This window comes from Pelatocladus sp. (assembly GCF_059505505.1).
The window spans coordinates 25,615-51,261 of sequence record NZ_JCACKS010000271.1 but is presented as its reverse complement, the minus strand read 5'-3'; the positions used below and the strand labels follow the sequence as shown (position 1 = coordinate 51,261).

Below are 25,647 nucleotides of genomic sequence, written 5' to 3'. Positions count from 1 at the left end.
AAAATTCAAGGATTAGGCTAGTCCTATATACAGCAGACTTCAACTAGCGTGAGGTACGGAAGAAGCCCATGCACCGCTTGGGGAACTCGGGGCCTCTTTGGGGATTAGGGACAGGGTGTACTCCATTTAGATGCAAAGCGCTGTATATAAATGTATAAGTTAATTTATGACTGTTAATTTAAAATCATGTTTTCTCTAAATAAACTACTGCAATGGTTAATTTTGACGCTTCTGTTTCCATTAGTATTTCTGAATGGTTGGTTAGCTTTTAAATTTTTTCAATATTTTCAACCCATAGTCACTATTTTAGTTTTAGCTAGTTTGTTAGCTTTTATTTTGGACTACCCTGTTGCACTCCTTGAACAACGAGGAATGCAACGCAAATATGCAATATCATTGGTTTTGCTTTCAACTTTAGTAATTGTGATCAGCTTGGGTATTACTTTATTACCCATTGCTATACAACAATTAAATGAAATGATTAAATCAGTTCCTCAATGGATTGATGCTACTGAACAAAAACTTCAATTTCTCAATAATTGGGCAGAGAATCACAGACTAAATATTAATTTTAGTGAGATATTTAGTCAGTCAATCAATCGTTTACCTGATGAGTTACAACAAACAGGAGATCAGCTATTTGGTATTATTTTAGAGACTCTTGATAGCGTTTCCGAAGCTTTAATCACAGTTGTATTAACAATATATATCTTAATAGATGGCGAAAGAATTTGGAAAGGAATATTTCAAAAAATACCTTTTGGTTTAGCCCAGAAGATACAGCAATCTCTTCAGAAGAACTTCCAAAATTTTCTGATTGGTCAGGTGATTTTAGCTTTAATGCTGGGAGTGTCACAAACGATTCTATATTTAATTTTGAAACTAAAATTTGGTTTAGTTTTTGGTTTAGGTGTAGCAATTTTGAGCCTAGTTCCTTTTGGTGATATTGTGAGTTATTTTATTATCGTTTTAATACTCGCAACACACAACATTTGGTTAGCGGCTAAAGTTTTAGTTCTATCTCTGATTCTTGATCAGTTGATTGATCAAGCGATCGCACCCCGAATTTTAGGTAGTTTTACTGGTCTTAGACCAATTTGGGTAATTATCTCTTTGCTGGTAGGAACTTATATTGGTGGATTATTAGGGTTATTGCTTGCTGTTCCTTTAGCTGGTTTTATCAAAGATGCGATCAACGGTTTTGCTGATTTCCCTGAAAGCATTGATTCTGTAAAGGATAAGAAGTTACCAGAGATGTTAGTCAATGAGTCAACTTTGCAGTAATTCAAGCAAGGGATAAGAAAAATTAGTAGATCACAAAGTTTTTCTCAAAGGGCGATCGCTCTGAAATCACAACCCCATCACCAACCGATAATGTGCTTCAATTTGAGCAACTGTTTGAGATTGACGCTGAGTATCCCACTGACTGTGATTAAATAATTCTTGCTGCAATTTCTCAACATCAATTGTTGTAACTTTGCCATCAGCAACAATTTGTTTACCATTCACCCACGCACTATTAACTACATTACTAGGACGTCCTAAAACTAATAAACCAATCGGGTCTGTACGCGGTAATAATGATAAATTAGTCAGATCATAAAGTACTAAATCTGCTTTTTTCCCAACACTTAGAGAACCAAGTTTATCTGCTGTATTCAATCCCTTTGCACCACCCAAAGCAGCCATTCCTACTGCTTGTCTGGGTGTAATCCAGTATTGATAATCTAAATCGGTGACGTTATGTAAGATAGAACCAATTTTGATCGCTTCTAATAAATCTTGCGAATCATTACTTGATGCACCATCGCAACCAAAAGTTACGTTTACTCCTGCTTGCCGATATTTTAAAATTGGGGCAATACCACTACCCAAACGCAAGTTACTTAAGGGGTTATGAACTACGGTAGATTGAGTTTGATTAAGGATAGAAATATCATTGTCAGTTAGATGGACACAATGGGCTAGGCTTGTGCGATAGTCTAAAAAACCAATACGCTTTAGGTGTGCAACGGCAGTACAACCGTATTTTTCTTGAGCTAGTTTTTCCTGGGCTTTGGTTTCTAGTAAATGGGAGTGACGACAAAGATTGTACTTTTCGCTTAACTGTCTACATCCATCAAATAAAGCATCAGAACACAGTTGGATACCAGTTGGGGCGACGAGAATATTCACGCCTGATTCTGGACGATGAAATTGTTGTACTGCTGCTTCAATAATTTCTAATGTTGCTTGCGTTGAGCGAAAATAAGGCTCATGATTTTGTTGAGTTTCCCCCGATGGAATACCAGCAGTAATCGATTCATCTTGAATTAGGGGTGCAACAAACGCACGAATACCAACTTCTTGATAAGCACGAACTGCGGTGGCGATGGTTTCTAATTCTTTACCAGGAATCAATACTAAATGATCTACGACACTCGTACCCCCAGAAAGTAGAGTTTCTACTGCTGTTCCTAAAGCACTGAGGTAAACTTTTTCGAGATCGAGAGGCGCGAAATCATAGAGTTCTGCTAGCCATAATTCTAGGGGTAACATAGACATGATCCCCCGTTGCCACATTTCCGATGAATGGGTATGAGCGTTGAAGAATCCTGGTAATAAAAGTTTATTTTCACCGTTAATCGCTGTTCCCACCACCTCTAGCTGTGGTGCGATCGCAGTAATAATTCCCAGGTTAACTTGCACATCAACGGTAGTGTAATCATCTTCGACAGGTATTAAGGCATTCTCAATAGTAAAGTTCATGAATATTTAACCTTAATTAAGTAATCCAGCTCTGGAGCTAATTTCAAGTTACAAAGTAAACAATGATGTTGGATGTTGCTTTTATGGATCTGCCTCTTCGGAAACTAGGAATTGCACCAAATGCTTGGGCAGTAAATCAGGCGATCGCAGATATCACTCGTCCTCCCCTTAACCCACAACCCGTTATCTTAGCAACAGAAACCAAAAATCTCCGCCTTGATCTCGCAAAAGCTGCTATCCTCGTCATTGACATGCAAAATGATTTTTGTCACCCTGATGGTTGGTTATCACATATCGGTGTAGATGTCAATCCAGCGCGTCAGCCAATCAAACCTTTGCAAAATCTACTGCCAACACTGCGGGCAACTGGAGTGCCGATAATATGGATAAATTGGGGAAACCGTCCTGATTTACTCAATATCAGTGCAGGTATACATCATGTCTACAATTCCACAGGGGAAGGTGTGGGGTTAGGTGATCCATTACCGAGTAATGGTGCTAAAGTACTGATGAAAGGTAGTTGGGCAGCAGCAGTGGTAGATGAACTCGAACAATTACCAGGAGATGTTTTTATTGATAAATACCGTATGAGTGGTTTCTGGGACACTCCTTTAGATAGTATCCTGCGAAACTTGGGCAGAACGACACTATTTTTTGCTGGTGTCAATGCGGATCAATGTGTTATGGCAACTTTACAAGACGCCAACTTTTTAGGATACGACTGCATATTAGTTAAAGATTGTACAGCGACAACTTCCCCTGAATATTGTTGGTTAGCAACACTATATAACGTCAAACAGTGTTTCGGTTTTGTCACAGATTCAGAAGCAATTTTCAAAGCAATTAATGGTTAGTAGGGGCGAACGACCGTACGCTCGCTCCTACTAACAAATGACCAATGACATAGACGCTAGACGCTTTAGCAGCTTCTTGTATAGTAGGACAAATGACATATGATCAATTGCTGTGTAATTCCTGTTGTCAAATCTCCCAAAGATTACCAAGTTTATCGTATTAGCCCCCAGGATTCAAACCGTTTGGCGATCGTATTTGACCCGGCGATCGCGAATGCTTCTCTAACTTGTTGTGTGGAAATTTTTGATGTAGGTGGTAAAACTCCCCCTAATCGTCATCAATTCGCTATAGAGATGTTTTTTGTTCTCAAAGGGGAAGGTAGGGCCTCTTGTGATGGTAAAAGTATTTCAATTAAAGCTGGAGATAGTTTGTTAGTGCCACCTACTGGTACTCATGTAATTGAAAATACAGGTTCTGGACGTTTATATACGTTGACTGTGATGGTTCCCAATGAAGATTTTGCCGAACTTATTCGCAGTGGGACGCCTGTAGAATTCGATGCAGAAGATATGGCTGTGCTTGGTAGGTTTGATGCTTTTGTTGCAAATTAAAGATATCTGTGGTTGAGTTTTGTGGATTGTGGGGAAGTGGGAGGGATAATAATTTTTTTTAAATTTGGAAATTTGCTTTTGAACTAGCCATCAAAAACTTTAAACGAGAATGTTAGTTTTTAAGAAACGCTGGGTATTCTCTTAACAGGAGGTTTGCTGGTACTTAAGTATTTACCGCAGTAACAGTTGAAAGATGGCTAGTTCTGGAGAAGAATACCTAGTTAACCGTAGCAAGAAAATTGAGCGGCGAAAAAAGATTTTAACCTGGGTGTCAATTGTATCTTTTGTTGGCTCCGGGTTTTTTGCTATAGTTCCCACAATACAAAAAGCGATCGAAAATCCTTCAACCCCACCTGTGTCTGCTGAGTCTTCATTACAGCAACAGGAACAGGGTTTTAAGTTGGTGTTACAACGAGAGCCAGAAAATAATACTGCTTTAGAAGGATTAGTGAAAATACGGTTAGAGTCACAGAATTTCAAGGGTGCAATCGAACCTTTAGAAAAGTTAGTGAAACTGAATCCTGAAAGACAAGATTACAAAATTTTTTTAGAACAATTGAAAAAGAAAACAGGTAATTATAACAAACAATAGAATAAAAAATAAAAAATATGAATAACGAAATTAATAATTATGAACTGAACCGTTTAATTCCTCCAGAAATTAAAAACGATGAATTTTATGCAACTATTCAAATAATTGCTAGAGAAGAAGATATAAAAACAGTTTTAGAAATCGGTTCATCTTCAGGAGAAGGAAGCACATAAGCATTTGTCACAGGAATGCGTCAAAATCCTAACAAACCCATATTATTTTGTATGGAGGTGTCAAAAAGTAGATTTACTGAATTAAAAAAGAGATATGAAAATGATGATTTTGTAAAAGTATATAATTTATCTTCTGTGCCTGTAGAAAGTTTTTCTAGTGAAAACGAAGTTATTGAATTCTACGAACAAACTAATAACAATTTAAACATTTATCCGTTAAAGACAGTCTTGCATTTGCTAAAACAAGATATTGAATATGTCAAAAAAATTGATTTTTGTGATCATGGAATTAAAAAAATAAAAAAAGAAAATAATATAGATTTTTTCGATTTAGTATTAATTGACGGTTCAGAATTTACTGGTAGCGCCGAATTAGATGAAGTCTATGGCGCAAAATATATATTTTTGGATGATATTAATACATTTAAAAACTATAAAAATTTTGATAGATTATTTCAAGACTCTAGTTACACTCTAATTAGCTGTCATCATAAAATGCGGAATGGATATGCAATTTTTAAACAAAAAAGTGTTTCACCCGTAGCCTATCAAACTATTCATGATGCTGTTGAATCTATAGAAGGCTTCATGATTCCTGGTCAAGAAGAATACCTTTTTAATAAAGTAAAATCTCTTCCAGAAGATGCTGTGATAGTAGAGATTGGATCTTTTAAGGGGCGTTCAACAGTTGCAATGGGCTATGCTTGCATAGGAACAAATAGAAAAATTTATGCCATTGATACATGGGATGGAAATGATTCCGATTTTGCTGAACGCCAATTTTTTGAAATTTGGCAACCAAATATACAAGCTAATGATCTTGAAGAATATATATTACCATTACGTGGTTACTCCCATGATGTATTAAAAGATTGGCAAGAGCTAACAAATGGTAAAGCTATTGATTTTATTTTTATTGATGGTTCTCATCAATATTTAGATGTTTTAAAAGATTTTGAAATGTCATTCCCACTAGTAAAACATGGTGGTTGGATAGCATTTCATGATGTTATATATACATGGCCCGGACCAGAACGTGTTTGGTATAAAACAGCTAAATATATTCTTGATAATCATGAATACTCTTCAAGTCTCGCCTGTGGACAAAAAAATTTAACTGCTACAAACTCTTCATTAACCACAGGCTTGCCAATTCACTTTTTTACTATTGTTCTCAATGGACAACCATTTATCCGTTACCATATTGAAATTTTCAAACAACTACCTTTCAAATGGCATTGGCATATTGTTGAAGGTGTAGCGGATTTAAAACATGACACCAGTTGGAGTGTAAAACTCGGTGGATGTATTAGTGATGAAATTCATCAAAATGGGCGTAGTTGTGATGGAACTACGGAATATTTAGATGAATTGGCAGAACTTTATCCAGATAACATCACAATTTACCGTCAATCGGAAGGCGTGTTCTGGGATGGTAAACGAGAAATGGTTAATGCACCACTTGCTAACATTCAAGAAAAATGCTTATTGTGGCAAATAGATGTCGATGAACTATGGACATTAGAACAGATTTGTACTGCTAGGGAAATATTTATTAGTAACCCTGAAAAAACACCTGCTTTCTATTGGTGTTGGTATTTTGTCGGTGAACAATTAATTATTAGCACTCGCAACTGTTATGCACAGAATCCTCAACAAGAGTGGCTAAGAACTTGGAGATTTAAACCGGGATATATTTGGGCTGCACATGAGCCTCCTGTGTTGGTAGAACCTTTAGCTGATGGTCAATATAAAAATATAGCGAATACTAATCCTTTTTTACATCACGAAACAGAACACCATGGTTTAGTTTTTCAGCATTTTGCTTATGTCACACAAAAACAATTGAGATTTAAAGAAAAATACTATGGTTATAGTAATGCTATTGCTCAATGGATCTCTTTACAAAAAAATACTAAATTTCCGATTTTATTAAGGGAATATTTTCCTTGGGTTCAAGATGCAACTCAAGTAGACATTGCAAATAGACAAGGCATAGTTCCAATTGCTCAAAGAGATAATGACAATAACAATTGGCGATTTTTACAACCAGAAGAAGTACAACAGCAAATTGCCCAAGTCAGCAAAATATCACCGATAATTATCGTTGATGGTGTATTTTTCCAACTCTATCAAACTGGAATTGCGCGTGTTTGGAAATCTCTCTTAGAAGAATGGTCAAATAATGAGTTTTCCAAACATATTATTGTAATTGACCGTGCTGGTACTGCTCCGAAAATCCCAGGTATTAAGTATTTGAATGTACCAGCTTATGACTATAACAGGATCAATACTGAGCGAGAATTTTTACAGCAAATATGCGATCAAGAAGGTGCAGATTTGTTTATCTCTTCTTACTATACAACACCTATAAAAACACCTTCTGTGTTCATGGCTTATGATATGATTCCAGAAGTCATGGGATGGGATATGAATCATCCCATGTGGCGAGATAAACAACAAGCAATAAAAGACGCATCCGCCTATATAGCTATTTCCAAAAATACAGCACTTGATTTAGCAAAATGCTTTAATCATATATCTTTAGAGTCTGTTACTATAGCGTATTGTGGAATTAGCAGTACTTTTAAACAATCTACATCTGAAAACATAAGCTTTTTTAAAACAAAATATGGTATCACCAAGCCTTACTTTTTATTAGCTGGTATTGGAACTGGATATAAAAATAGTATTTTATTCTTCCAAGCTTTTTCACAGCTTGTTAGCAGCTATGGTTTTGATATTGTTGTTACAGGTAGCGGAGGTTTATTGGAATCTCAGTTTAGATCCTGTACATTTGGTAGTGTTGTTCATATGCTGCAACTGAATGATGAAGAATTAGCAATAGCTTATTCTGGTGCTATAGCATTAGTTTATCCATCTAAGTATGAAGGTTTTGGCTTACCTGTATTAGAAGCAATGGCTTGTGGTTGTCCTGTGATTACTTGTCCTAACGCTTCTATTCCAGAAGTAGCTGGAGAAGCTGCAATATATATCAATTATGATGATGTATATAAACTAGCAAATGCACTTTGCGAAGTACAAAAACCTAGTGTTCGTCAATCATTAATTGCTGCGGGTTTAGAACAAGCGAAGAAGTTTTCTTGGTCAAAAATGGCAGAGATTGTTAGTTCGGCTTTAATTGATGTGACACTTTTATCTTTAAATCTTAAAGATATAAACTTAATTATTTTCCCTGATTGGTTGCAACCAGAAGAATTCATCAGTCTTGAATTGGCACAAGTAATTAAGACGCTAGCAACTCATTCTGATAGTAGCAACATGACTTTACTAATTGATACTAATAATATTGCTACTGAAGATGCAGATTTATTGTTATCAAGTGTCACAATGAGCCTTCTCATGGAGGAAGATTTAGATATTACTGATGGATTAGAAATTTCTCTAGTGGGAAATTTAACTGAGATCCAGTGGAAGGTATTACTACCTCGTCTTCATGGGCGAATTGTTTTGCCAAATGAAAATAAACAAGCATTAATACAAGCAAAAGCAGATACTCTTACATCTTATGAATTAGCAAGTTTCAGCCATTTGTAGTAAGGGCTTTAGCCCTCTTAGAAGTTATCTTGAGGGCTGAAGCCCTCACTACGAACTAATATATATTTGCCACATTTGTTCGTAAGCCTTTTCCATTTCACGGGTAAATTGCTTACCATTCCATAGAGGTGATGTTTTCCTTGACTGTCTCAATTTCCACGCAATTTGTTGTCTTAAAGCTTCATCTTTACCTAGACGTACACCCCACTCTACATATTCTTCATCAGTCCAGGCGATACCTTCTGTGATTCCAGCATTCATCATCATGGTGTAACTGTTACGAGCGGCGAATTGTTCACCGACTTTCGTCACCATAGGAATACACATCCACAGAGTTTCTAGAGTGGTTGTAGCTCCATTGTAAGGATAGGTATCTAATACAACATCTGCAATACCTAAATTAGCTCGGTGAATTGATTCTGCAATAACACCTGGGAGAAACCTGAATTTAGCTGTATCTACGCCTTCTTCTTCTGCTAGCTGATAAAAAAACTTTTTAATAGATTCTTCATCAGATAGTCCTTTAATTAAGAAGTAGCTATTGGGAACTTCTTTAATAATTCTTAATTGCAGTCTCGTAATGTATGGATGTCGCTTAAAGCCTCGCTGACCAGAGAAATATACAACTGCATCATGAGGAATATTTAATTCCTCACGAGTTACTGTAGGTACACTGACCTCAAAACCATCTACAGCTACATAAGTTTGAGGTAAACGCCAAATTTTTTCGCTGTAATATTCCTGCGCTGATTCTGGTAATACATAAGAGTCTGCAATAAAATAATCCACTGATGGACTACCAGAAGCATCCCAACCTAACCAAGTTACTTGAATCGGCGCAGGTTTCATGCTTATAACTTCACAACTAATGTCTAAAGTAATGCTATCTAAATCAATTAATATATCAATTTCATCCTGGTATATTTCTTCAGCAATTTCAGCAGTTTTATTTGCTTTATATGCTTTATCTACTTTGCTGAGATACCATTCATGTAAAGGGTCACATTCTGGATTTGTACTAATAAAGTAAGCATTAATTTCAAATTTATCACGGTCGTGATACTGAAATAGCCATCGACTGAGCCAACCTACAGAATGACTTCTAAGGCAATAAGATAGATATCCTAACTTAATTTTTTTATTGGTGCAAGTGTGTTTTTTTCTTTCTAAATGACCTTGATAATACTTATCTACGGCTTCTTTTGAATAATTTGCTATATTTGCTTGGCAAAGTTGCAATAAGCAATTTTGTATAACTCTATTTTTTATGGGATTATCTTCAATATAAGGAGTAAAAAAAATAGCATTAAATAGTCTACAAATTCTAATATTATCCAATGGCGCAGGATTATTTTCAATAAGCTTTTTTACTAAAAATTCTTGCCTTTGATGTACATAACAAGATTCTTCCCAATGTCCACCTGCACTCATTAAACACCGAAGTATTTGACGATTAGCAAACACCATATCTGGTAATTCCTGTACTCCATCATAAAATAATTTAGCGGCTGATATCGCTTTTTCAAATTGCATAGAATTTTCATAAAAACCAGCTAAATGACCTATGATTTCTGAGTTATTAGGACTTAACTGCAAATAAATTTCACATAATTGAGCTGCTATTCTAGGTAATCTATGAGAATAGGCGATTTCTACGGCTGACGGTAATATAATACTAAGCAAAGATTGGCAATTATCTTGAAGATATGGTAAGCAGGCTTTGGCAAAATCCAGAGTAGATGGATAGAGATAATAATTCTCTAAAATAATCTGTAAAGTTTGCATTAACAATTCAATATTTACTTCTAATCTGAGTTCAGATTGTAGGATTTCAATTACACCTAGTTCTTGCAATCCATCACTTGTATAGGTTTTTAACTTGATTAATAATTGAATAAGATATAAAAGGTTGTTAATATTTTGAGGAGCAATTTCTTTAATATTGTGGCGAATTTTTTCAGCAAGTGAATATTCCTTTAGTGATTCCTGGCGTTCGGCTTCTGTTTGTAAAATAGAGACTAATTCTGTATTCCAAGCCTCAACTTGTTCTGCTTCTCCTTCGATCATTGCCATGAACCAAGTTGTTTGAGCTTCTACTTCTTGTCCTTGCAATAGCAAGGTTAAACCCAAATACCAATAGTTAGATTTAATATTAGATTCTAAAGCAATAGCTTCTTCGTAGAGACTTGCAGCCTGGATATAATTACCTGCAACAAAATATTTTTCTGCCAACTGATGATGTTGAGTTGGAGTAGTTAATGAGAGCATAGTATTTATGAAAAACTTGTGAGAATAAAGGAACAGAATTATACAGTTAGTAAGTTGCACAAATTGGGTAATGTTTTTAGACATTACCCAATTTAAGAAAGTATGTGAAATTACTCGTAATAGTGATTAATGAATGCTTTCAACTCTCTTATCTAGCTAAAGAGACGAAGTTGTTTGCACACCCTGTACTAAATGTGGTAACATCAGCTACTGATGTAGTAGGTCCAGGAGATTCGCAAGCTATTGCTAGTGTTAGCGCTTCAGAGGTCGCGCTATCTCCTACTTGAGTACCTACTAATCCATAGTAGGATTTAAGCGCAGGTTTAATAGCCATTCCTTTAAACTGGGCAGCACTAGTACCACTACCAGTAATAGCATACTGATAATTTTCAGATTGAGTTTTTATCCCTACTTGCAATTCAGAGAGGTTAGTAGCAAACTTTTGATATTCCAGGAAGTAAGCTTGTTGAGAACGGTTAACTGTACCTACGTAGTTTCTCGCTTCTGACTGTTTAGCTTTATTCACCTGACCCAGTAGCGAAGGTAGTGCGATCGCCGCAAGTACACCGATAATAATTACTACCACCAATAATTCAATAAGTGTAAAACCTTCTTCATTTTTTTTCTTACGGTTGTTCAAATGCTGGAGGAATTTGGCTTGCAGTTCTAGCTTGAGCATTGAGTTCTCCTGAAGTGAGTATCTTATAAGTGATTTTTGTGTTGTAAAAGTAACTTACCCACTTAAAATTGCTTTCATATCACTCTGGCTAAAAAATTTTCTCGCCAGCACGGAAAAGGAATGGGGATTGAGGGGAGAAGGGGACAAGGGAGAATGACAATTAACCCTTGAAGATTGACCAACAATCAACAATTTATTTGTTATGCTAGATTAGACATAGTCGTTATGAGTTCGCATAACCTAGCCATCATGACCAACCCAAATGTAGAAAACGTCGTAATTATCGGTTCTGGGCCAGCAGGCTACACAGCTGCTATTTACGCGGGACGCGCCAACCTGAAACCAGTTGTATTTGAGGGGTTCCAAGCAGGGGGTTTACCTGGTGGACAGTTAATGACAACAACGGAAGTAGAAAACTTTCCTGGCTTCCCCAAAGGGATTACTGGGCCAGAACTGATGGATTTGATGAAGGCTCAAGCGGAACGTTGGGGCGCTGAACTTTACACAGAAGACGTTATTGAAGTAGATTTGAGTCAGCGTCCGTTTACAGTCCGCTCAGAAGAACGGGAATTTAAAACCTATAGTTTAATTATTGCCACAGGTGCAACAGCTAGGCGTTTGGGTTTAACCAACGAGCATGAATTTTGGAGTCGCGGTATTTCTGCTTGTGCAATCTGTGATGGCGCTACACCAATTTTCCACGGTGCTGAATTGGCTGTGGTGGGTGGTGGTGACTCAGCAGCAGAAGAAGCTATTTATTTAACTAAATATGGCTCTAAGGTAAATTTGCTGGTACGCTCTGAAAAGATGCGCGCTTCTAAAGCCATGCAAGACCGGGTTTTGAGTAACCCCAAAATCCATGTTCATTGGAACACTGAACCTGTGGATGTGTTCGGGAACGGTCACATGGAAGGAGTGAAAATCCGCAATAATCAAACCAGCGAAGAAAGCGAACTGCACGTCAAGGGTTTATTCTACGCGATCGGTCACACTCCCAATACTTCTTTGTTTCAGGGACAAATAGAACTTGACGAAGTGGGTTACGTTGTTACCAAACCCAATTCACCAGAAACAAGTTTAGAAGGGGTTTTTGCTGCTGGTGACGTGCAGGATCACGAATATCGTCAAGCAATTACCGCAGCAGGTAGTGGTTGTATGGCGGCAATGTTAGCAGAACGGTGGTTATCTGCCAATGATTTACTTCAGGAGTTTCATCAAGTGTCGCAAACTCCCGATAATGATTTAGAGCCTCAGCCTACCTCTAACAAAACTCCCACTGATGACGAATTTGATTTAAATGCAACACGCCATGAGGGAAGTTATTCTCTGCGGAAGCTTTTCCATGAAAGCGATCGCCTGCTCATTGTCAAATACGTTTCTCCCGGTTGTGGCCCTTGCCATACCCTCAAACCTATACTTAATAAAGTAGTCGATGAATTTGATGGCAAAATTCACTTTGTAGAAATTGATATCGACAAAGACCGGGAAATTGCAGAAAACGCGGGTATTAGTGGAACTCCCACAATTCAGTTTTTTAAGAATAAGGAATTGGTGAAAGAACTTAAAGGCGTCAAGCAAAAGAGCGAGTATCGACAATTGATAGAAAGTAATTTGTAGTTGCTACACTTGTCAACTTTTGGTTTGAATCTACAGTGGAATCCCAAACTCAAGATCCCCGACTTCGCAAGAGTTGTCGGGGATCTTGTCTGGAGCTAATGATTTAGGAATGCTATATGACCAAAATTGCACCCGTTATTATTGTGCTGGGTAACAACAGTATCCCTGTTGCTCGTAAGATTATTAGTGTTTTGCCAGAAGCGCAGTTATACGGACTAGCAGGCCGGACTTCTGATGTGGATGTGAGTTTTACAGAGTTTGGAGTCACACTGCGGGAGTTATTCACAAATAACACACCGATTATTGGCTTTTGTGCTACAGGTATTTTGATCAGAACCTTAGCACCACTGCTTGCCAACAAGCGACAGGAACCCCCAGTTTTAGCTGTTGCAGAGGATGGTAGTGCAGTTGTACCTTTGTTGGGAGGACTCAATGGTGTCAATAGTTTGGCACGAAAGATTGCCAGTGTATTAAGTATAAAACCTGCGCTCACAACTACGGGTGATATCCGCTTTGGTATTGCGTTGGAAGATCCACCAGCAGGCTATCGCTTGTCTAACCCGGAATATGCCAAAACCTTTATGTCTGACCTCTTGGCAGGACAATCGGTGCGATTAGAAGGTAATGCAGCTTGGCTAAGGAATAGTTCATTGCCTATTGTTCAAGATGCAGAGAAAGTCATAGAAGTTACAGAAAAAGCAGTAGATTCCACACCAAATCACTTAATTTATCATCCTGCAACGATCGCCATCGGAATTACTCCCCTCAATCCCACATTACACACTGGGGAAGATTGCGAGTTAGTTGCGTTAGTACAACAAATGCTAGCAGATGCACAGTTAGCTCCAGCGTCGGTGGCTGGGGTTTTTGCTAGTATTTCAGATGCGGCTGAACCTGGTTTACAAGCGATCGCTAGTTCTTTCAATCTGCCAATTCGTTTTTTTACTCCCGATGCGATCGCTCAGGTTATGTATCAAAACAATACCGCAGATGTGGCAATAGGAGCGGCTTTATTGGCTGCTGCTGGGGAATTGGTAATGCAACGGCAAACAGCTAATTTTTCGTGTGCGATCGCGATCGCACCTTTACCCATCGACATCAATACCACAGGTACACCACGGGGACGCTTGGCTATTATTGGCACAGGGCCAGGTAGAAGTGATTGGATGTCGCCGGAAGTCAAAGAAATATTACGTAATGCCACTGATTTTGTTGGTTATTCTACTTACCTGAATTTAGTTAAAGCTTTCACCAAGGATAAACGCCTGCATGAGTCTGACAATCGCGAAGAAATTGCACGAGCAAAGGTAGCGCTGGATTTAGCAGCAGAGGGATGGTTTGTGGTAGTAATATCCTCTGGTGATCCTGGAATCTATGCAATGGCTGCCGCAGTCTTTGAAGTGTTGGATAAACAAGCAAAGCCAGAGTGGCAAAGTATCGAAATTCAAGTAGCGCCGGGTATTTCCGCAATGCAAGCAGCCGCAGCTAAAATAGGCGCACCCCTTGGTCATGATTTCTGTACAATTTCCCTTTCAGATATCTTAAAACCCTGGTCAATTATCGAACAACGGATTACTGCTGCTGCTCAAGCAGATTTTGTGATTGCTTTTTATAATCCAGTTTCCAAGCAACGCACCTGGCAATTAGCACAGACACAAAAAATACTCCTGCGTCATCGTTCTGCCGATACTCCGGTAGTACTTGCGCGTAACCTCGGTAGAGATGGAGAATCAACTGTAGTGTGTACTCTGGGAAATTTAGTACCAGAACAGGCTGATATGCGGACAGTGATTATTGTAGGTTCCAGCAAAACCCGAATGATCCAAAAACCAGATGGTGGTATCTGGGTTTATACTCCCCGTCGCTATGATGATTAATACCGAGATCAACATATGAAATATCACTATGTACTTACATCTGCCCTAATCGGCGTATCCGTTGTGATGGTGCAATCCCAGATTGCAACTGCTCTATCTTCACAACAATTAGAAAAGATTTCTCAAGAAATTACAGTCAAGATTATTGATAATGATCAAACTCCCCCTGGTAATGGTTCAGGAATAATTATCAAGCGCTCTGGTGACACTTACACCGTCCTCACTGCTTACCATGTGGTGCAATCTGGGAAAAAATACGAAATCATTACCCCTGAAGAACAAAGTTATACAACCAACACTGTCAAACAATTGCAAGGGTTAGACTTAGCCATTGTTGAGTTTAGCAGTAGTGAAACTTATAACGTTGCGAAAATTGGTAATTCCGATCAAGCCACAGCCAGTACAACTGTGTATGTTGCTGGGTTTCCTGGGAGGACAGCAGCAATTTCTAATCCTGGCTTATTTTTCGTGAAGGGACAAGTAAATGCTAATGGTACTGCCCAGCGTGATGGTTATAACTTAATTTACGATAATAAGACAGCCAAAGGTATGAGCGGCGGGCCTGTGCTGAATGAACAAGGGGAAGTAGTAGGCGTTCATGGCAGAGTTGACGATCAATTAGACGTGGGTATAGGCACTACCATTAACTTAGCTTTACGACAAATACCAATATTGACGGCAAATACGGGATTGACTGCGCCAATTAAAAAAGTTACTGCTGCGCCTAAATCTGACGATTTTTATATCAAAGCAAAGGAGAAGTATACTCAGAAAGACTATCAAGGAGCGATCGCCGATTACAGCACAGCAATTCGCCTCAATCCTAGATATGTGTATGCTTACAACAACCGAGGTATAGTCCGTTCCGAATTAGGAGATAACAAAGGAGCTGTAGCTGATTACACCCAAGCCCTCAGAATTAATCCCAAGTTTGCCTTAGCTTATAGCAACCGATGTAATATCCGCTCAGATTTAGGAGATCATCAAGGAGCCATTAGTGATTGCAACCAAGCTCTCAAACTTAATTCCAATTTTGCCCCAGCCTATCTCAACCGGGGTAAAGCTCGTCGTGGATTAAAAGATAACCAAGGAGCTATAAGTGATTACAACCAAGCCCTCAAACTTAGGCCCAACTATGACAAAGCCTATAACAACCGAGGTAATGCTCTTTCGGATCTAGGAGACAGACAAGGGGCTATAGATGATTACAACCAAGCCCTCCAGATTAATCCCAACTATGCCGAAGCATACTACAACCGAGGTTTAGTCCGTAGTAAATTAGGAGACAGACAAGGGGCTATAACTGATTACACTCAAGCCATCAAACTGAAGCCCAACTATGACAAAGCCTACAACAACCGATGTAATATCCGCTTATATTTAGGAGACGAGCAAGGGGCTATAGCTGATTGCAACGAAGCGCTCAAAATTAATCCCAACTACGACAAAGCTTACTACAACCGAGGTAATGCTCTTCGTGATTTAGGAGACAAGAAAGGGGCTATAGCTGATTACAACCAAGCTATCAAAATTAATCCCAATTTTGCCTATGCTTATTACCGCCGAGGTAATGCTCGTGGTAATTGGGGTGACAAACAAGGTGGGATCGCGGATTTACAAAAAGCTGCTGAAATATTTCAAAAAGAAGGAAATAAACAAGGGTATCAAAACGCCTTGCAGGATATTAGAAGGCTTCAGCAGTAATTAAAATCGAAGTTCAAAAAACCGCCTGGTCATAGCTCAAGTCTGCTTAAGTAGACTACTTGATTTATTAGAGTCGTCTGAAGACGACTTGTGCAATTAGCTAATACCATTTTCATATGAAGATGCATAGAAAGAACCCCACCGCCTTCGGCACCTCCCCTTGGTAAGGGGAGGTTGGGAGGGGTTAAAATAATGTGCAGCTTCATATTTAATTGGTATAAGGGTTTAAACCCAAGCGCGGGTATATTGAAAAAATTGGGATGCTCCTTATAGATATAGATCCCCGACTTCACAGAAGAAGTCGGGGATCTGAACACCCGCCACTCATTAAAATCAATGTGTCGAGCTACTTAGAATGTTGCAACAGAAAAGCTTCCACCTCATCTGTGGTTGGTTGAGATGCGATCGCTCCTGGTTTCATTGTTGTCAATGCTCCAACAGCGCTAGCATAGGTGACAATATGTTTAGCTTTTTCTGGATCACTCAAGCTTTTGATCCCATGAGTTATTAACTGGTGGATGAATCCAGCCACAAAACTATCTCCGGCGCCAGTGGTATCAGCTACATTCACAGCAAAGGCGGGTAATTCACCATCGTGTTCTTCAAAGGAGTAAGCACAACCGTGTTCGCCATCCGTCACTACCACACCTTCAATGGAGTCGAGATGGTTGAAAATTTCCCTTGGTCTTCTGGTGTTAAATAGCCATTCGGCTTCTTCTAGTGAAAGTTTGAGAAAATCGACTTGTTTGAATAATGCACGGATCGTTTGCGGTGCTATGTCAGGGTTAGGCCAAAATACAGGACGCCAATTCACATCCAGCAAAACTTTGAGGTTGTATTCTTCTGCTAGTTGCAAAGTACGGTAAACTGCTTTGGCACTTTCTGGATAGGCTAATTCCAAAGTTCCCAAAACCAGAAAATCTGCGGCTTCAAAGAGCTTGATTGGTAATTGCTTGGCTTGCAAGCGGGTATCAGCAAATTCTGTGGTGTCGTACTGTCCAAATCCAGCAAAGTGGCGATCGCCTTCAACAGAGCGAACGACATAAACTTGTCGCGTTGGTGCTGTAGGATGGCGCTGGACACCAGTTGTATCTACATCGATATTTTGCAATAAGTCTACCAGTTCATTGCCTGGTTGATCTTCACCTACACAACCAATAAATCCCGTGGGGATACCCAGCTTGACTAAAGCACAGGCTACGTTGGCTGGCGCACCTCCTGGATAAGGAGTCCAAGACTCCACCTCGGCGAGCGATCGCCCCAATTGATCAGCTAAACAATCAAATAAAATCTCACCCAGGCACAGAACACGGGGATTACTCATCTGGTTTTAAATTTCGGAAGATGATTTTCCATTCATGAAGGCAGAAGGCAGGAGGCAGAAGGCAGAAGGGAACCCACGTCTAAAAACGTGGGATTGAAACAAGGATGCCGTATTTCATCGCGCTACGCATCTCGAAATACATTTTCTTCCTTAGTGGGCTTTATACCCACAACTAAAGTTTTAATTGATACTTCTTACCTTCTGCCTTCTGCCCTCGACCCTCTGCCTTTCTTTGTAAAAAATCTACAATAATTTCTACTATTTTAGAGGCGATGTGTAACACAATTAAACAGCAAGGCATTTTTTTGAAACCCCCACTCATTCCTAGACCATAGAGCTAAGAATGAGTGGGGGTTAAGAATCGCATACAGCGTTAGTTCAATTATCAATAATTGATGACTTTAATCATCTCATGACTTTTTATCTGCTAACTTGACATTCGTGGCTAGACCAAGCGTCTGTAGCAGTTTGACTGTCATCCAAGTCATGTCAAATTCCCACCATTGCAGTCCGTGACGAGCCGAATACTGAAATGCATGGTGGTTATTGTGCCAACCTTCACCGTAAGTTAATAAGGCAACCCACCAACAATTTGTTGAGCGATCGCCTGATTCATAAGTACGATAACCAAATTTATGGGTAGCACTATTGACTAACCAGGTGCAATGCCATACAAAAACTAGGCGAACAAAAACTCCCCAGATCACGAAAGGCCAGCCACCTAGCAAAAACAGTACTACACCTAGAGCTACTTGGAGCCAAATTAAATTGTTTTGGAAAAACTGATAAACTGGGTCATCGCAAATATCTTTCGTAAAGCGAGGTACTTCTGGCTGTAGTGGTGAATGAAAAAACATCCAACCCATGTGACTCCACCAGAAGCCTTTGTTGGAATCATGGGGATCTAACTCCTTGTCTGAGTACAAATGATGCATTCGATGCATACCAACCCATTCTATTGGCCCTCCTTCGCAGGAAAGGGTTCCGCATAAAACAAGGAAGTATTCTAGCCACTTAGGAGTTTGAAAACTACGGTGGGTGACGAGGCGGTGATAGCCCAGAGTAATACCTAAGCCACCTGTTACCCAATGGAGAAACAAGCACACACCAACTGCTTTCCAGCTAAAGAAACCGGGAAACAGAGCAAGCAACGCAGCAGCGTGCAGAACACTCAAGAATGTAATGTGTACTAAATGGCTTCGGGATTTTGTTGATGTAGCAATTGTCATGCAGTAACCTGAATAGGAATTGTTCAGCCTAATCTGCGCGATCCTTAAATCCGCATATTATGTTTTTTTTGTGAATGAGGAACTAATGAACAGCTTGGAACAGCTGCGGCAAGCAGAACAGGCACTGTTACAGATTTTTTCTGGAATTGACGCTCAGGTCAAGAGAAATCTTTACAGAGTGTTAAGTGCTTTTCGCCATCATCGAGTCGGCGCTCACCATTTTGCAGGTGTCACAGGATACGGTCATGATGACTTAGGGCGAGAAACTTTAGACAAAGTGTTTGCCGAAGTTATGGGCGCAGAGGCAGCTATTGTGCGAGTTCAGTTTGTATCTGGAACTCACGCGATCGCTTGTGCCTTACTTGGTGTCCTCCGTCCTGGTGACGAAATACTCTCGGTGGCTGGCGCTCCTTACGACACATTAGAAGAAGTGATAGGTTTACGGGGTCATGGTCAAGGCTCCCTTATAGAGTTTGGCATCCGCTATCGCCAATTGGATCTTACTCCAGAAGGAACAGTGGATTGGCAAGCTTTAAGCCGAACGGTAGAGAATAAAACTAGTTTAGTCCTCATTCAGCGCTCTTGTGGCTATTCTTGGCGTCCGAGTTTGTCAATTGCTGATATTGAAAAAATTATTAATTTAGTCAAGCAGCAAAATCCAAACACGATTTGCTTTGTTGATAATTGCTACGGCGAATTTATAGAACTCAGTGAACCTACGCAGGTCGGCGCTGATTTAATGGCGGGTTCCTTGATCAAAAACCCTGGTGGAACTATTGTCACAGCTGGTGGTTACGTCGCTGGTCGCGCTGATTTGGTAGAAGCGGCTGCCTGTCGCCTGACTGCCCCTGGTATCGGTAGTTACGGCGGTGCGACCTTTGACCAAAATCGTCTACTCTTCCAAGGCTTATTTCTTGCACCCCAGATGGTAGGGGAAGCCATGAAAGGTACGCACTTGACAGGTTATGTTTTTGACAAGCTTGGTTATCCAGTTAATCCCGCACCCCTTGCACCTCGGCGTGATGTGATCCAAGCAATAAAACTCGGTTCTGCCGAGAAGTTAATTGCATTTTGTAAGGCAATACAACAAAATTCACCCATCGGTTCTTATCTAGACCCCATTCCTGATCAAATGCCAGGTTACGAAAGCAAAGTCGTCATGGCTGGCGGGACATTTATTGAGGGTAGCACATTAGAGTTCTCGGCGGACGGGCCGTTACGAGAACCGTATGTAGTGTATTGCCAAGGGGGAACACATTGGACTCATGTGGCGATCGCTCTAGAAGCTGCTATTGAGGCGGTAGGATCAGCAAGCTAAGTCAATTGAGAATCCCACCCCTTCAAGGAGTGGGGTGTAGCGACAGGGGAAACAGCAAGAAGCCTCACGTCTGTTCCTTCGGGGAGCGTGAGATGAAACCATGACACAGAGAGCGATCGCGTTGATCGACATTGCGATTGTAGCGAAGGTAATCACTTACCCAGTTACAACCATGCACTAGTAAGTCATTCATGTCTAAATTCCATAAGATGATGATGTTGTCATTGCCAGCTGATGCTAAGGTTTGACTATCGGGACTAAAACTTACACTCAATACCGGAGCATGATGTCCATTAAGAGTTTTGATCAATTTGCCATCATAACTCCAAATTTTCACTGTGCTATCCCAACCAGCAGCAGCAAGAATCTCGCCATTGGGGCTAAAAGTTACAGAGTTAACACTATCGCTATAGCCCTTTAACAATGTTTTCAATAATGTGCCATCAGAACGCCATAGCCTGACGGTATTATCCCAGCTAGCAGAAGCTAGTAAATGATCAGTGGGACTAAAACTTACACCCAAAACCCAACTATCATGAGGTGAAAAAGTTTTCAACAAAGTACCGTCTCGTCGCCAAAGTTTTACCGTTTGATCATCACTGGCTGAAGCAAGAATTTGACCATTCGGGCTAAAACTGATGCTATTTACCCAACCCTGATGTCCTAATAGAGTTTTAACTAAGTGACCTTCACGATTCCAAAGTTTCACACTCCGATCTTTACTAGCTGATGCTAATAACTCTCCGTCTGGACTAAAACTAACACTCATGACACTATCGCTATGTCCTGTCAGAGTCTTGAGTAGATGACCATCTAGCCCCCAAAGTTTCACGGTTTTGTCATAACTCCCTGAAGCCAACATCTGACCTTGGGGGTCAAAACTGACACTCGGAACTCTATCAGTATGTGCAACTAAAGTTTTATACAAACGAGTTTTACCACTCTTGAGTTCACGTTGCCAGAGTTTGACAGTGTGATCCTTACTACCAGAAGCCAGCATTTTGCCATCACGACTCCAACTCACACTCAAAACTCGATCTGTGTGACCTTGAAGGACAGGTAGTCTCAAAGCATTTAGACTCCATAATCTGACTGTTTTGTCATAACTAGCCGATGCCAATAGCCTATGATCAGGACTGAAAGCAACACTGACAACACCATCACTGTGTCCTTTAAAGGTTTTGTCAGGTTGATTTTCCACCTCGCCTTTTTCATTGATTTTCCACAGGTATACAGTGTTGTCATCACCTGCACAAGCTAGCTGTTGACCATCAGAACTAAAGTTGAGATTCCATACAATAGTATTTTGTTGTTGTAAAGTCTTATAAAGACGAAAATCATAATTATCTTTACCACTTTTACCCAAACGCCGCCAAAGCTTGACAGTTTTGTCTCGACCTGATGTTGCGAGTATTTGACCGTTAGGGCTAAAAGCTAGGGTCGCGACTCCCTCTTGATGCGCTAACAAAGTTTTCAGTAATTTACCGTCGTGTCGCCAGATTTTGACTGTTTTGTCGTCACTAGCTGAGGCTAGAAATTGGCCATCAGGACTAAAGCTGACCCAATTCACCCAACCTTGATGTCCCCGCAGTGTTTTGATGAATTTTCCATTCCGACGCCATAGCTTAACATTTGTATCTTTACTACCTGTAGCTAATAATTTGCCATCTGGGCTGAAATTCACGCTGAAGACCCAATCGGTGTGTCCTTGGAGAGTTTTTTCGGGTTGGGGAAAAAATTTTCCTGTGATGGGATGACGACGCCAGATTTTGACTGTTTTGTCGCGACTAGCAGAGGCGAGAGTTTGACCATCAGGACTAAAGCTAAGACCAGTGATTGCATCGCTATGATGATCAAGAGTCTGGATTAACGCACCATTAGGATGCCATAACTTGATTGTGCGATCGCGGCTACCTGATGCCAATAATTTGCCATCGGGGCTGAATGCAATACCCCAAACAATATCATTGTGTCCCTCTAGACGATTGACCTCGGTGACTCCGTATACTGCCTGCTGTAAAGCAGTTACTACCCGCATCTTAGTATCTGATTGTATTCCATTTGCTTGCTTAAGTTTCTGCCATGCACGTAAACTTTCCAGAAGAGCATCAAATTCTTTATTGGACGCAAATAAAGCTTCTGAGGAGGCTGTGATCGCACTAATTTTCAAATTAGTCTCGCTATTTTCTGCCCGCATTGTTTCACGAATAGCTGCTCTTTTTTGTAAGTCAGCTTGCCACCATAACCCTGCTATTGTTGTTGACATGATTGCCAATAATACACCTGCAATACGTGCTTCTCGCAATCGTCTTTGTAAAACTAAATTCAGTTTTTCTTGACTGACTTTTTGAGCTACTTCAGCTTTTGTTTTTTCAAATCTGATTTTGGCAAGTTCAGCAACTATGCCATAGTTATTTTTTTTACGAATTGGTTCTACTAAATAATCATGAACTAATTGATAGCGATCGCCTGATTCTTCCCGAACTCGCAATATTAGTCCACTACCTACCAATATGTCTAAAATTATTTCTATATTGATGATGGGGTGATAGAGATTTCGAGATGAAGTTATAGTTTTACTTGCTCCTTTATCTCCCCATTTACCGATTTTCCCGTCTCTTTCTTGAATTAGTGCAGCTACTAACTCAGCTTTTGTTTTAATCGGTCTTGTACTTTTTTCATCAGTTAACTCAAACAATAATTTCCAACTTAAATATTCGTTTTCCTGACCACAATCTTGGATTACTTCTTCTAACCAGCGCTGTACTAATTTCTTGGAGCCACCACAACGCTTATACTCTTCAATAGTAGTAATTTTTTCGGTTTGTAGTTGGGCGCAGACTATTTGTAATTCAATCGGATGTACTTCTTCAATATCTCCTGCTAAATCATTTACTATTTGGTTGATTAGCTCATGACTTAATCCATAATAAGAACGTTGATTTAGACTTTGAATAACAACAATTGCATCTTTTTTAGAAAATTTTCCTAAGTAGTAGCGAATATCTTTATCTAAAATGTTTTTATTAATTACATCTAAATCATAACCACGAGCATTATTCTGATTACAAAAACGCTCTAAATCCAATAAATAATGTAAACAATCTTCTCGCAATGATAAAATAATTTTCACATAAGCAATATTTAAACATTCACTAAAAATTTGATAAAATTCGGTTCTAGCCAAGGCATTTTTATTAACAAAGAAAAACTCTTCAAACTGGTCAAAAATCAAGATAATAGTATAATTACGATCAGTTAATGATTTTAATTGCTTGATAATAAAATTGTGAGAAAACTCACTCTGAGTAGTGATTTTGTTTTGAGCGATCGCCTGGTTTAAACTATGTCCTAAACTTGTTTGCCAATCTGTATAAACAGATAAGACAATCTGTAAAGGATTACGTTCTCCGATGATTGTTTGTTTTAAAGCTGGAACTAAACCAGCTTTGAGAATTGAACTTTTACCAACACCACTAGGCCCATGAATAACTGTGAGTTTACAGTCTGCACGGGTAATTCTTTCAATTAAGCGATTAATATCTTGCTGTCTTCCAGAAGCGGCTATTTCTTGGGCAATTTCTTCGGGAAAGATTGTGCTTGTTTGTGAGTGTAGGGCCGAATTAATTCTGTAACGTTGTGGCTGTAATTGACTAGCGCCAATGAAAGCACGAAAGCCATATTGATGCTCAATTTGAGCTTTTTCTTTTTTGAGATTAAATGCCTCTAAGTAGTCATGGCGTTCAACAAAGTATAGCGATCGCAATTCATCCACAATTTCTAAGTACAGTGATGGCTCATACTGTGGTTCACAAACAATCTTCGCCCACTCTAGATTATTGACTGCTTCTTCCCACTCTCCCATCTGTCGCTGTGTTCGCCCTAGTAAAAGCAGATAGGAACTTTCTTGTTGACGGGAAACCTTTGGTGCTTCTTCAGCAATAGAAAGCGCAGAATTGGCTAATTCATGGGCAGCTGTCCAATTTGACTCAGAAGCAGCCACAGCAGCTAAAAAACCATAGTCTTGTGCTACTTGTACTTCATCACCATAGATTCGATGCAATTCTAAAGACTTGAGAGCTAATTCTTGCAAATCTTGCCAAGCTTGTAAACGTTGCAACATTTCGCAAGTTGGCAAAATGAATTTAGCTACTAAATCTTGTCTTTGTGCTTTTTCTAAAATTCCTAGACATTGCTTAAACCAAAAGAGTGCGTCTTGCCAATACCTTCTGTTGAGCGCAGGACGTAATTCAGCCATTCGACGATAGCACAGTCCTTGGTGAAAGAGTACAACGGCTTGTCTCAGTAGTGAGCGATCTACAGAAGACATAGAGAACTTCTGTGTATTCTCTTGTTGCTCCCAAAGCTCTAAACTGTGTTGAAAATAATTTAAAGCTTCTTCAATTTCATCATTAGCATAGCGATCGCGTCCCAAAACAAATTCGAGACTTGCTGTTAATTCTGGTTCTAATTTGACGTCATAACGCGTTTTCAAATCATGACGTGCTGACTCTATTTCATGACGCTGCTGAGATTTAGGATCTAAATCAAGGGCAGCATTAGATAAAAAATGTTCTGCTCCTGCTGCTAAAATATTGGCAAATAAAGATTCTGTCTGCTGCTTAATTAGAGCAATCAAATCTTCTTTTGCCATTTCAAATTTGATCGTAGTTGCTGCCCAACTTTTAAAATCAGGTGCTAATCTCGACAGCAATGTTGCTACTTCGTCTGTAAGCCACAATATTACGGGAAAAGGAAAACTATCAGCATAGATATCTCGTGCTTGGTTGATACCAATTAACAAGTCTTCCAAAGCACTAACTGTCTCTAGACCGAAAATCATCACAGCAGATGGTAAACAATCTGTAATTACAGTAGGATTATCTAAAAATAGTTCTGAAACAATAGTGGCATGTAGAGCAGTGGACGAAGTCGAAAGAAAAACTTCTCGTAAGTAAATATCTTTAGTTAAAGAACGGAGGTTCTCTAACATTTGTTCGCATAGTTGCCTGTAATTGCATCGCACTAAAATTAGAGCAAATTGACTTTTAGACAGTGCGATCGCCCGGATCAACCTTTGCACAGAACGCTGATTTTCACTGGCGTTCTCAGTACCTGTGAATTTCCACTCTGTCATCCGATTTTGGATTTTAG

14 protein-coding genes and 1 pseudogene are annotated in these 25,647 nt (G+C 39.5%); 9 read left to right on the top strand and 6 right to left on the bottom strand.

Annotated features, from left to right (window positions below):
- The first annotated feature begins 186 nt into the window (after window positions 1-186).
- Window positions 187-1,284 (top strand): AI-2E family transporter, encoded by a 1,098-nt coding sequence (locus AC5JMK_RS28995; protein ID WP_495911596.1) that lies wholly within the window; start codon window positions 187-189, stop codon window positions 1,282-1,284.
- A 66-nt stretch (window positions 1,285-1,350) separates the two neighbouring features.
- On the opposite strand, the gene AC5JMK_RS28990 is transcribed toward AC5JMK_RS28995, so the two are convergent.
- Entirely contained in the window at window positions 1,351-2,748 is a 1,398-nt protein-coding gene (locus AC5JMK_RS28990; protein ID WP_495911595.1) for an amidohydrolase, read from the bottom strand.
- 83 nt (window positions 2,749-2,831) lie between these two features.
- Between AC5JMK_RS28990 and AC5JMK_RS28985 the strand changes: the two genes are divergently transcribed.
- The 4 genes and pseudogenes from AC5JMK_RS28985 (at window position 2,832) to AC5JMK_RS28970 (ending at window position 8,477) form a co-directional block, all read left to right on the top strand.
- Entirely contained in the window at window positions 2,832-3,602 is a 771-nt protein-coding gene (locus AC5JMK_RS28985) for a cysteine hydrolase family protein (protein ID WP_495911606.1), read from the top strand.
- 99 nt (window positions 3,603-3,701) lie between these two features.
- Complete coding sequence (locus AC5JMK_RS28980) at window positions 3,702-4,154, top strand: cupin domain-containing protein (RefSeq protein ID WP_096673563.1); 453 nt, start codon at window positions 3,702-3,704, stop codon at window positions 4,152-4,154.
- 193 nt (window positions 4,155-4,347) lie between these two features.
- Entirely contained in the window at window positions 4,348-4,746 is a 399-nt protein-coding gene (locus AC5JMK_RS28975) for a tetratricopeptide repeat protein (RefSeq protein ID WP_096673565.1), read from the top strand.
- Window positions 4,747-4,763: 17 nt separating this feature from the next.
- A pseudogene (locus AC5JMK_RS28970) lies at window positions 4,764-8,477 on the top strand (class I SAM-dependent methyltransferase).
- Window positions 8,478-8,525: 48 nt separating this feature from the next.
- Here the strand turns inward: AC5JMK_RS28970 and AC5JMK_RS28965 are convergent.
- Window positions 8,526-10,745 (bottom strand): O-linked N-acetylglucosamine transferase, SPINDLY family protein, encoded by a 2,220-nt coding sequence (locus AC5JMK_RS28965; protein ID WP_495911594.1) that lies wholly within the window; start codon window positions 10,743-10,745, stop codon window positions 8,526-8,528.
- Window positions 10,746-10,893: 148 nt separating this feature from the next.
- Window positions 10,894-11,424, bottom strand: a complete 531-nt coding sequence (locus tag AC5JMK_RS28960) for a type IV pilin-like G/H family protein (protein ID WP_096673571.1) — start codon at window positions 11,422-11,424, stop codon at window positions 10,894-10,896.
- A 249-nt stretch (window positions 11,425-11,673) separates the two neighbouring features.
- Here AC5JMK_RS28960 and trxB point away from each other — a divergent pair, with 249 nt between their 5' ends.
- The 3 genes from trxB (at window position 11,674) to AC5JMK_RS28945 (ending at window position 16,622) form a co-directional block, all read left to right on the top strand.
- Entirely contained in the window at window positions 11,674-13,041 is a 1,368-nt protein-coding gene (trxB, locus tag AC5JMK_RS28955) for a thioredoxin-disulfide reductase (RefSeq protein ID WP_096673573.1), read from the top strand.
- Window positions 13,042-13,157: 116 nt separating this feature from the next.
- Window positions 13,158-14,918, top strand: coding sequence for a precorrin-3B C(17)-methyltransferase (gene cobJ, locus AC5JMK_RS28950; protein ID WP_495911593.1), 1,761 nt, complete (start codon window positions 13,158-13,160; stop codon window positions 14,916-14,918).
- Between the two features lie 15 nt (window positions 14,919-14,933).
- Window positions 14,934-16,622, top strand: a complete 1,689-nt coding sequence (locus AC5JMK_RS28945) for a tetratricopeptide repeat protein (protein ID WP_096673577.1) — start codon at window positions 14,934-14,936, stop codon at window positions 16,620-16,622.
- A gap of 346 nt (window positions 16,623-16,968) precedes the next feature.
- Here AC5JMK_RS28945 and AC5JMK_RS28940 read toward each other — a convergent pair whose 3' ends face one another.
- Both AC5JMK_RS28940 and AC5JMK_RS28935 read right to left on the bottom strand, forming a co-directional pair.
- Window positions 16,969-17,946 carry a carbohydrate kinase family protein gene (locus AC5JMK_RS28940; RefSeq protein WP_096673579.1) on the bottom strand — a complete coding sequence of 326 codons (978 nt, stop codon included), beginning with the start codon at window positions 17,944-17,946 and terminating at the stop codon, window positions 16,969-16,971.
- A 410-nt stretch (window positions 17,947-18,356) separates the two neighbouring features.
- Window positions 18,357-19,175 (bottom strand): acyl-CoA desaturase, encoded by an 819-nt coding sequence (locus AC5JMK_RS28935; RefSeq protein WP_096673581.1) that lies wholly within the window; start codon window positions 19,173-19,175, stop codon window positions 18,357-18,359.
- Window positions 19,176-19,260: 85 nt separating this feature from the next.
- On the opposite strand from AC5JMK_RS28935, the gene AC5JMK_RS28930 reads away from it, so the two are divergent.
- A complete protein-coding gene (locus AC5JMK_RS28930) occupies window positions 19,261-20,493 on the top strand; it encodes a methionine gamma-lyase family protein (protein WP_096673583.1) in 1,233 nt (410 codons plus the stop codon).
- 64 nt (window positions 20,494-20,557) lie between these two features.
- On the opposite strand, the gene AC5JMK_RS28925 is transcribed toward AC5JMK_RS28930, so the two are convergent.
- The gene (locus AC5JMK_RS28925) at window positions 20,558-25,630 is read right to left on the bottom strand and encodes a WD40 domain-containing protein (RefSeq protein ID WP_495911592.1); all 5,073 of its coding nucleotides are present in this window, start codon (window positions 25,628-25,630) and stop codon (window positions 20,558-20,560) included.
- Window positions 25,631-25,647: the final 17 nt, after the last annotated feature.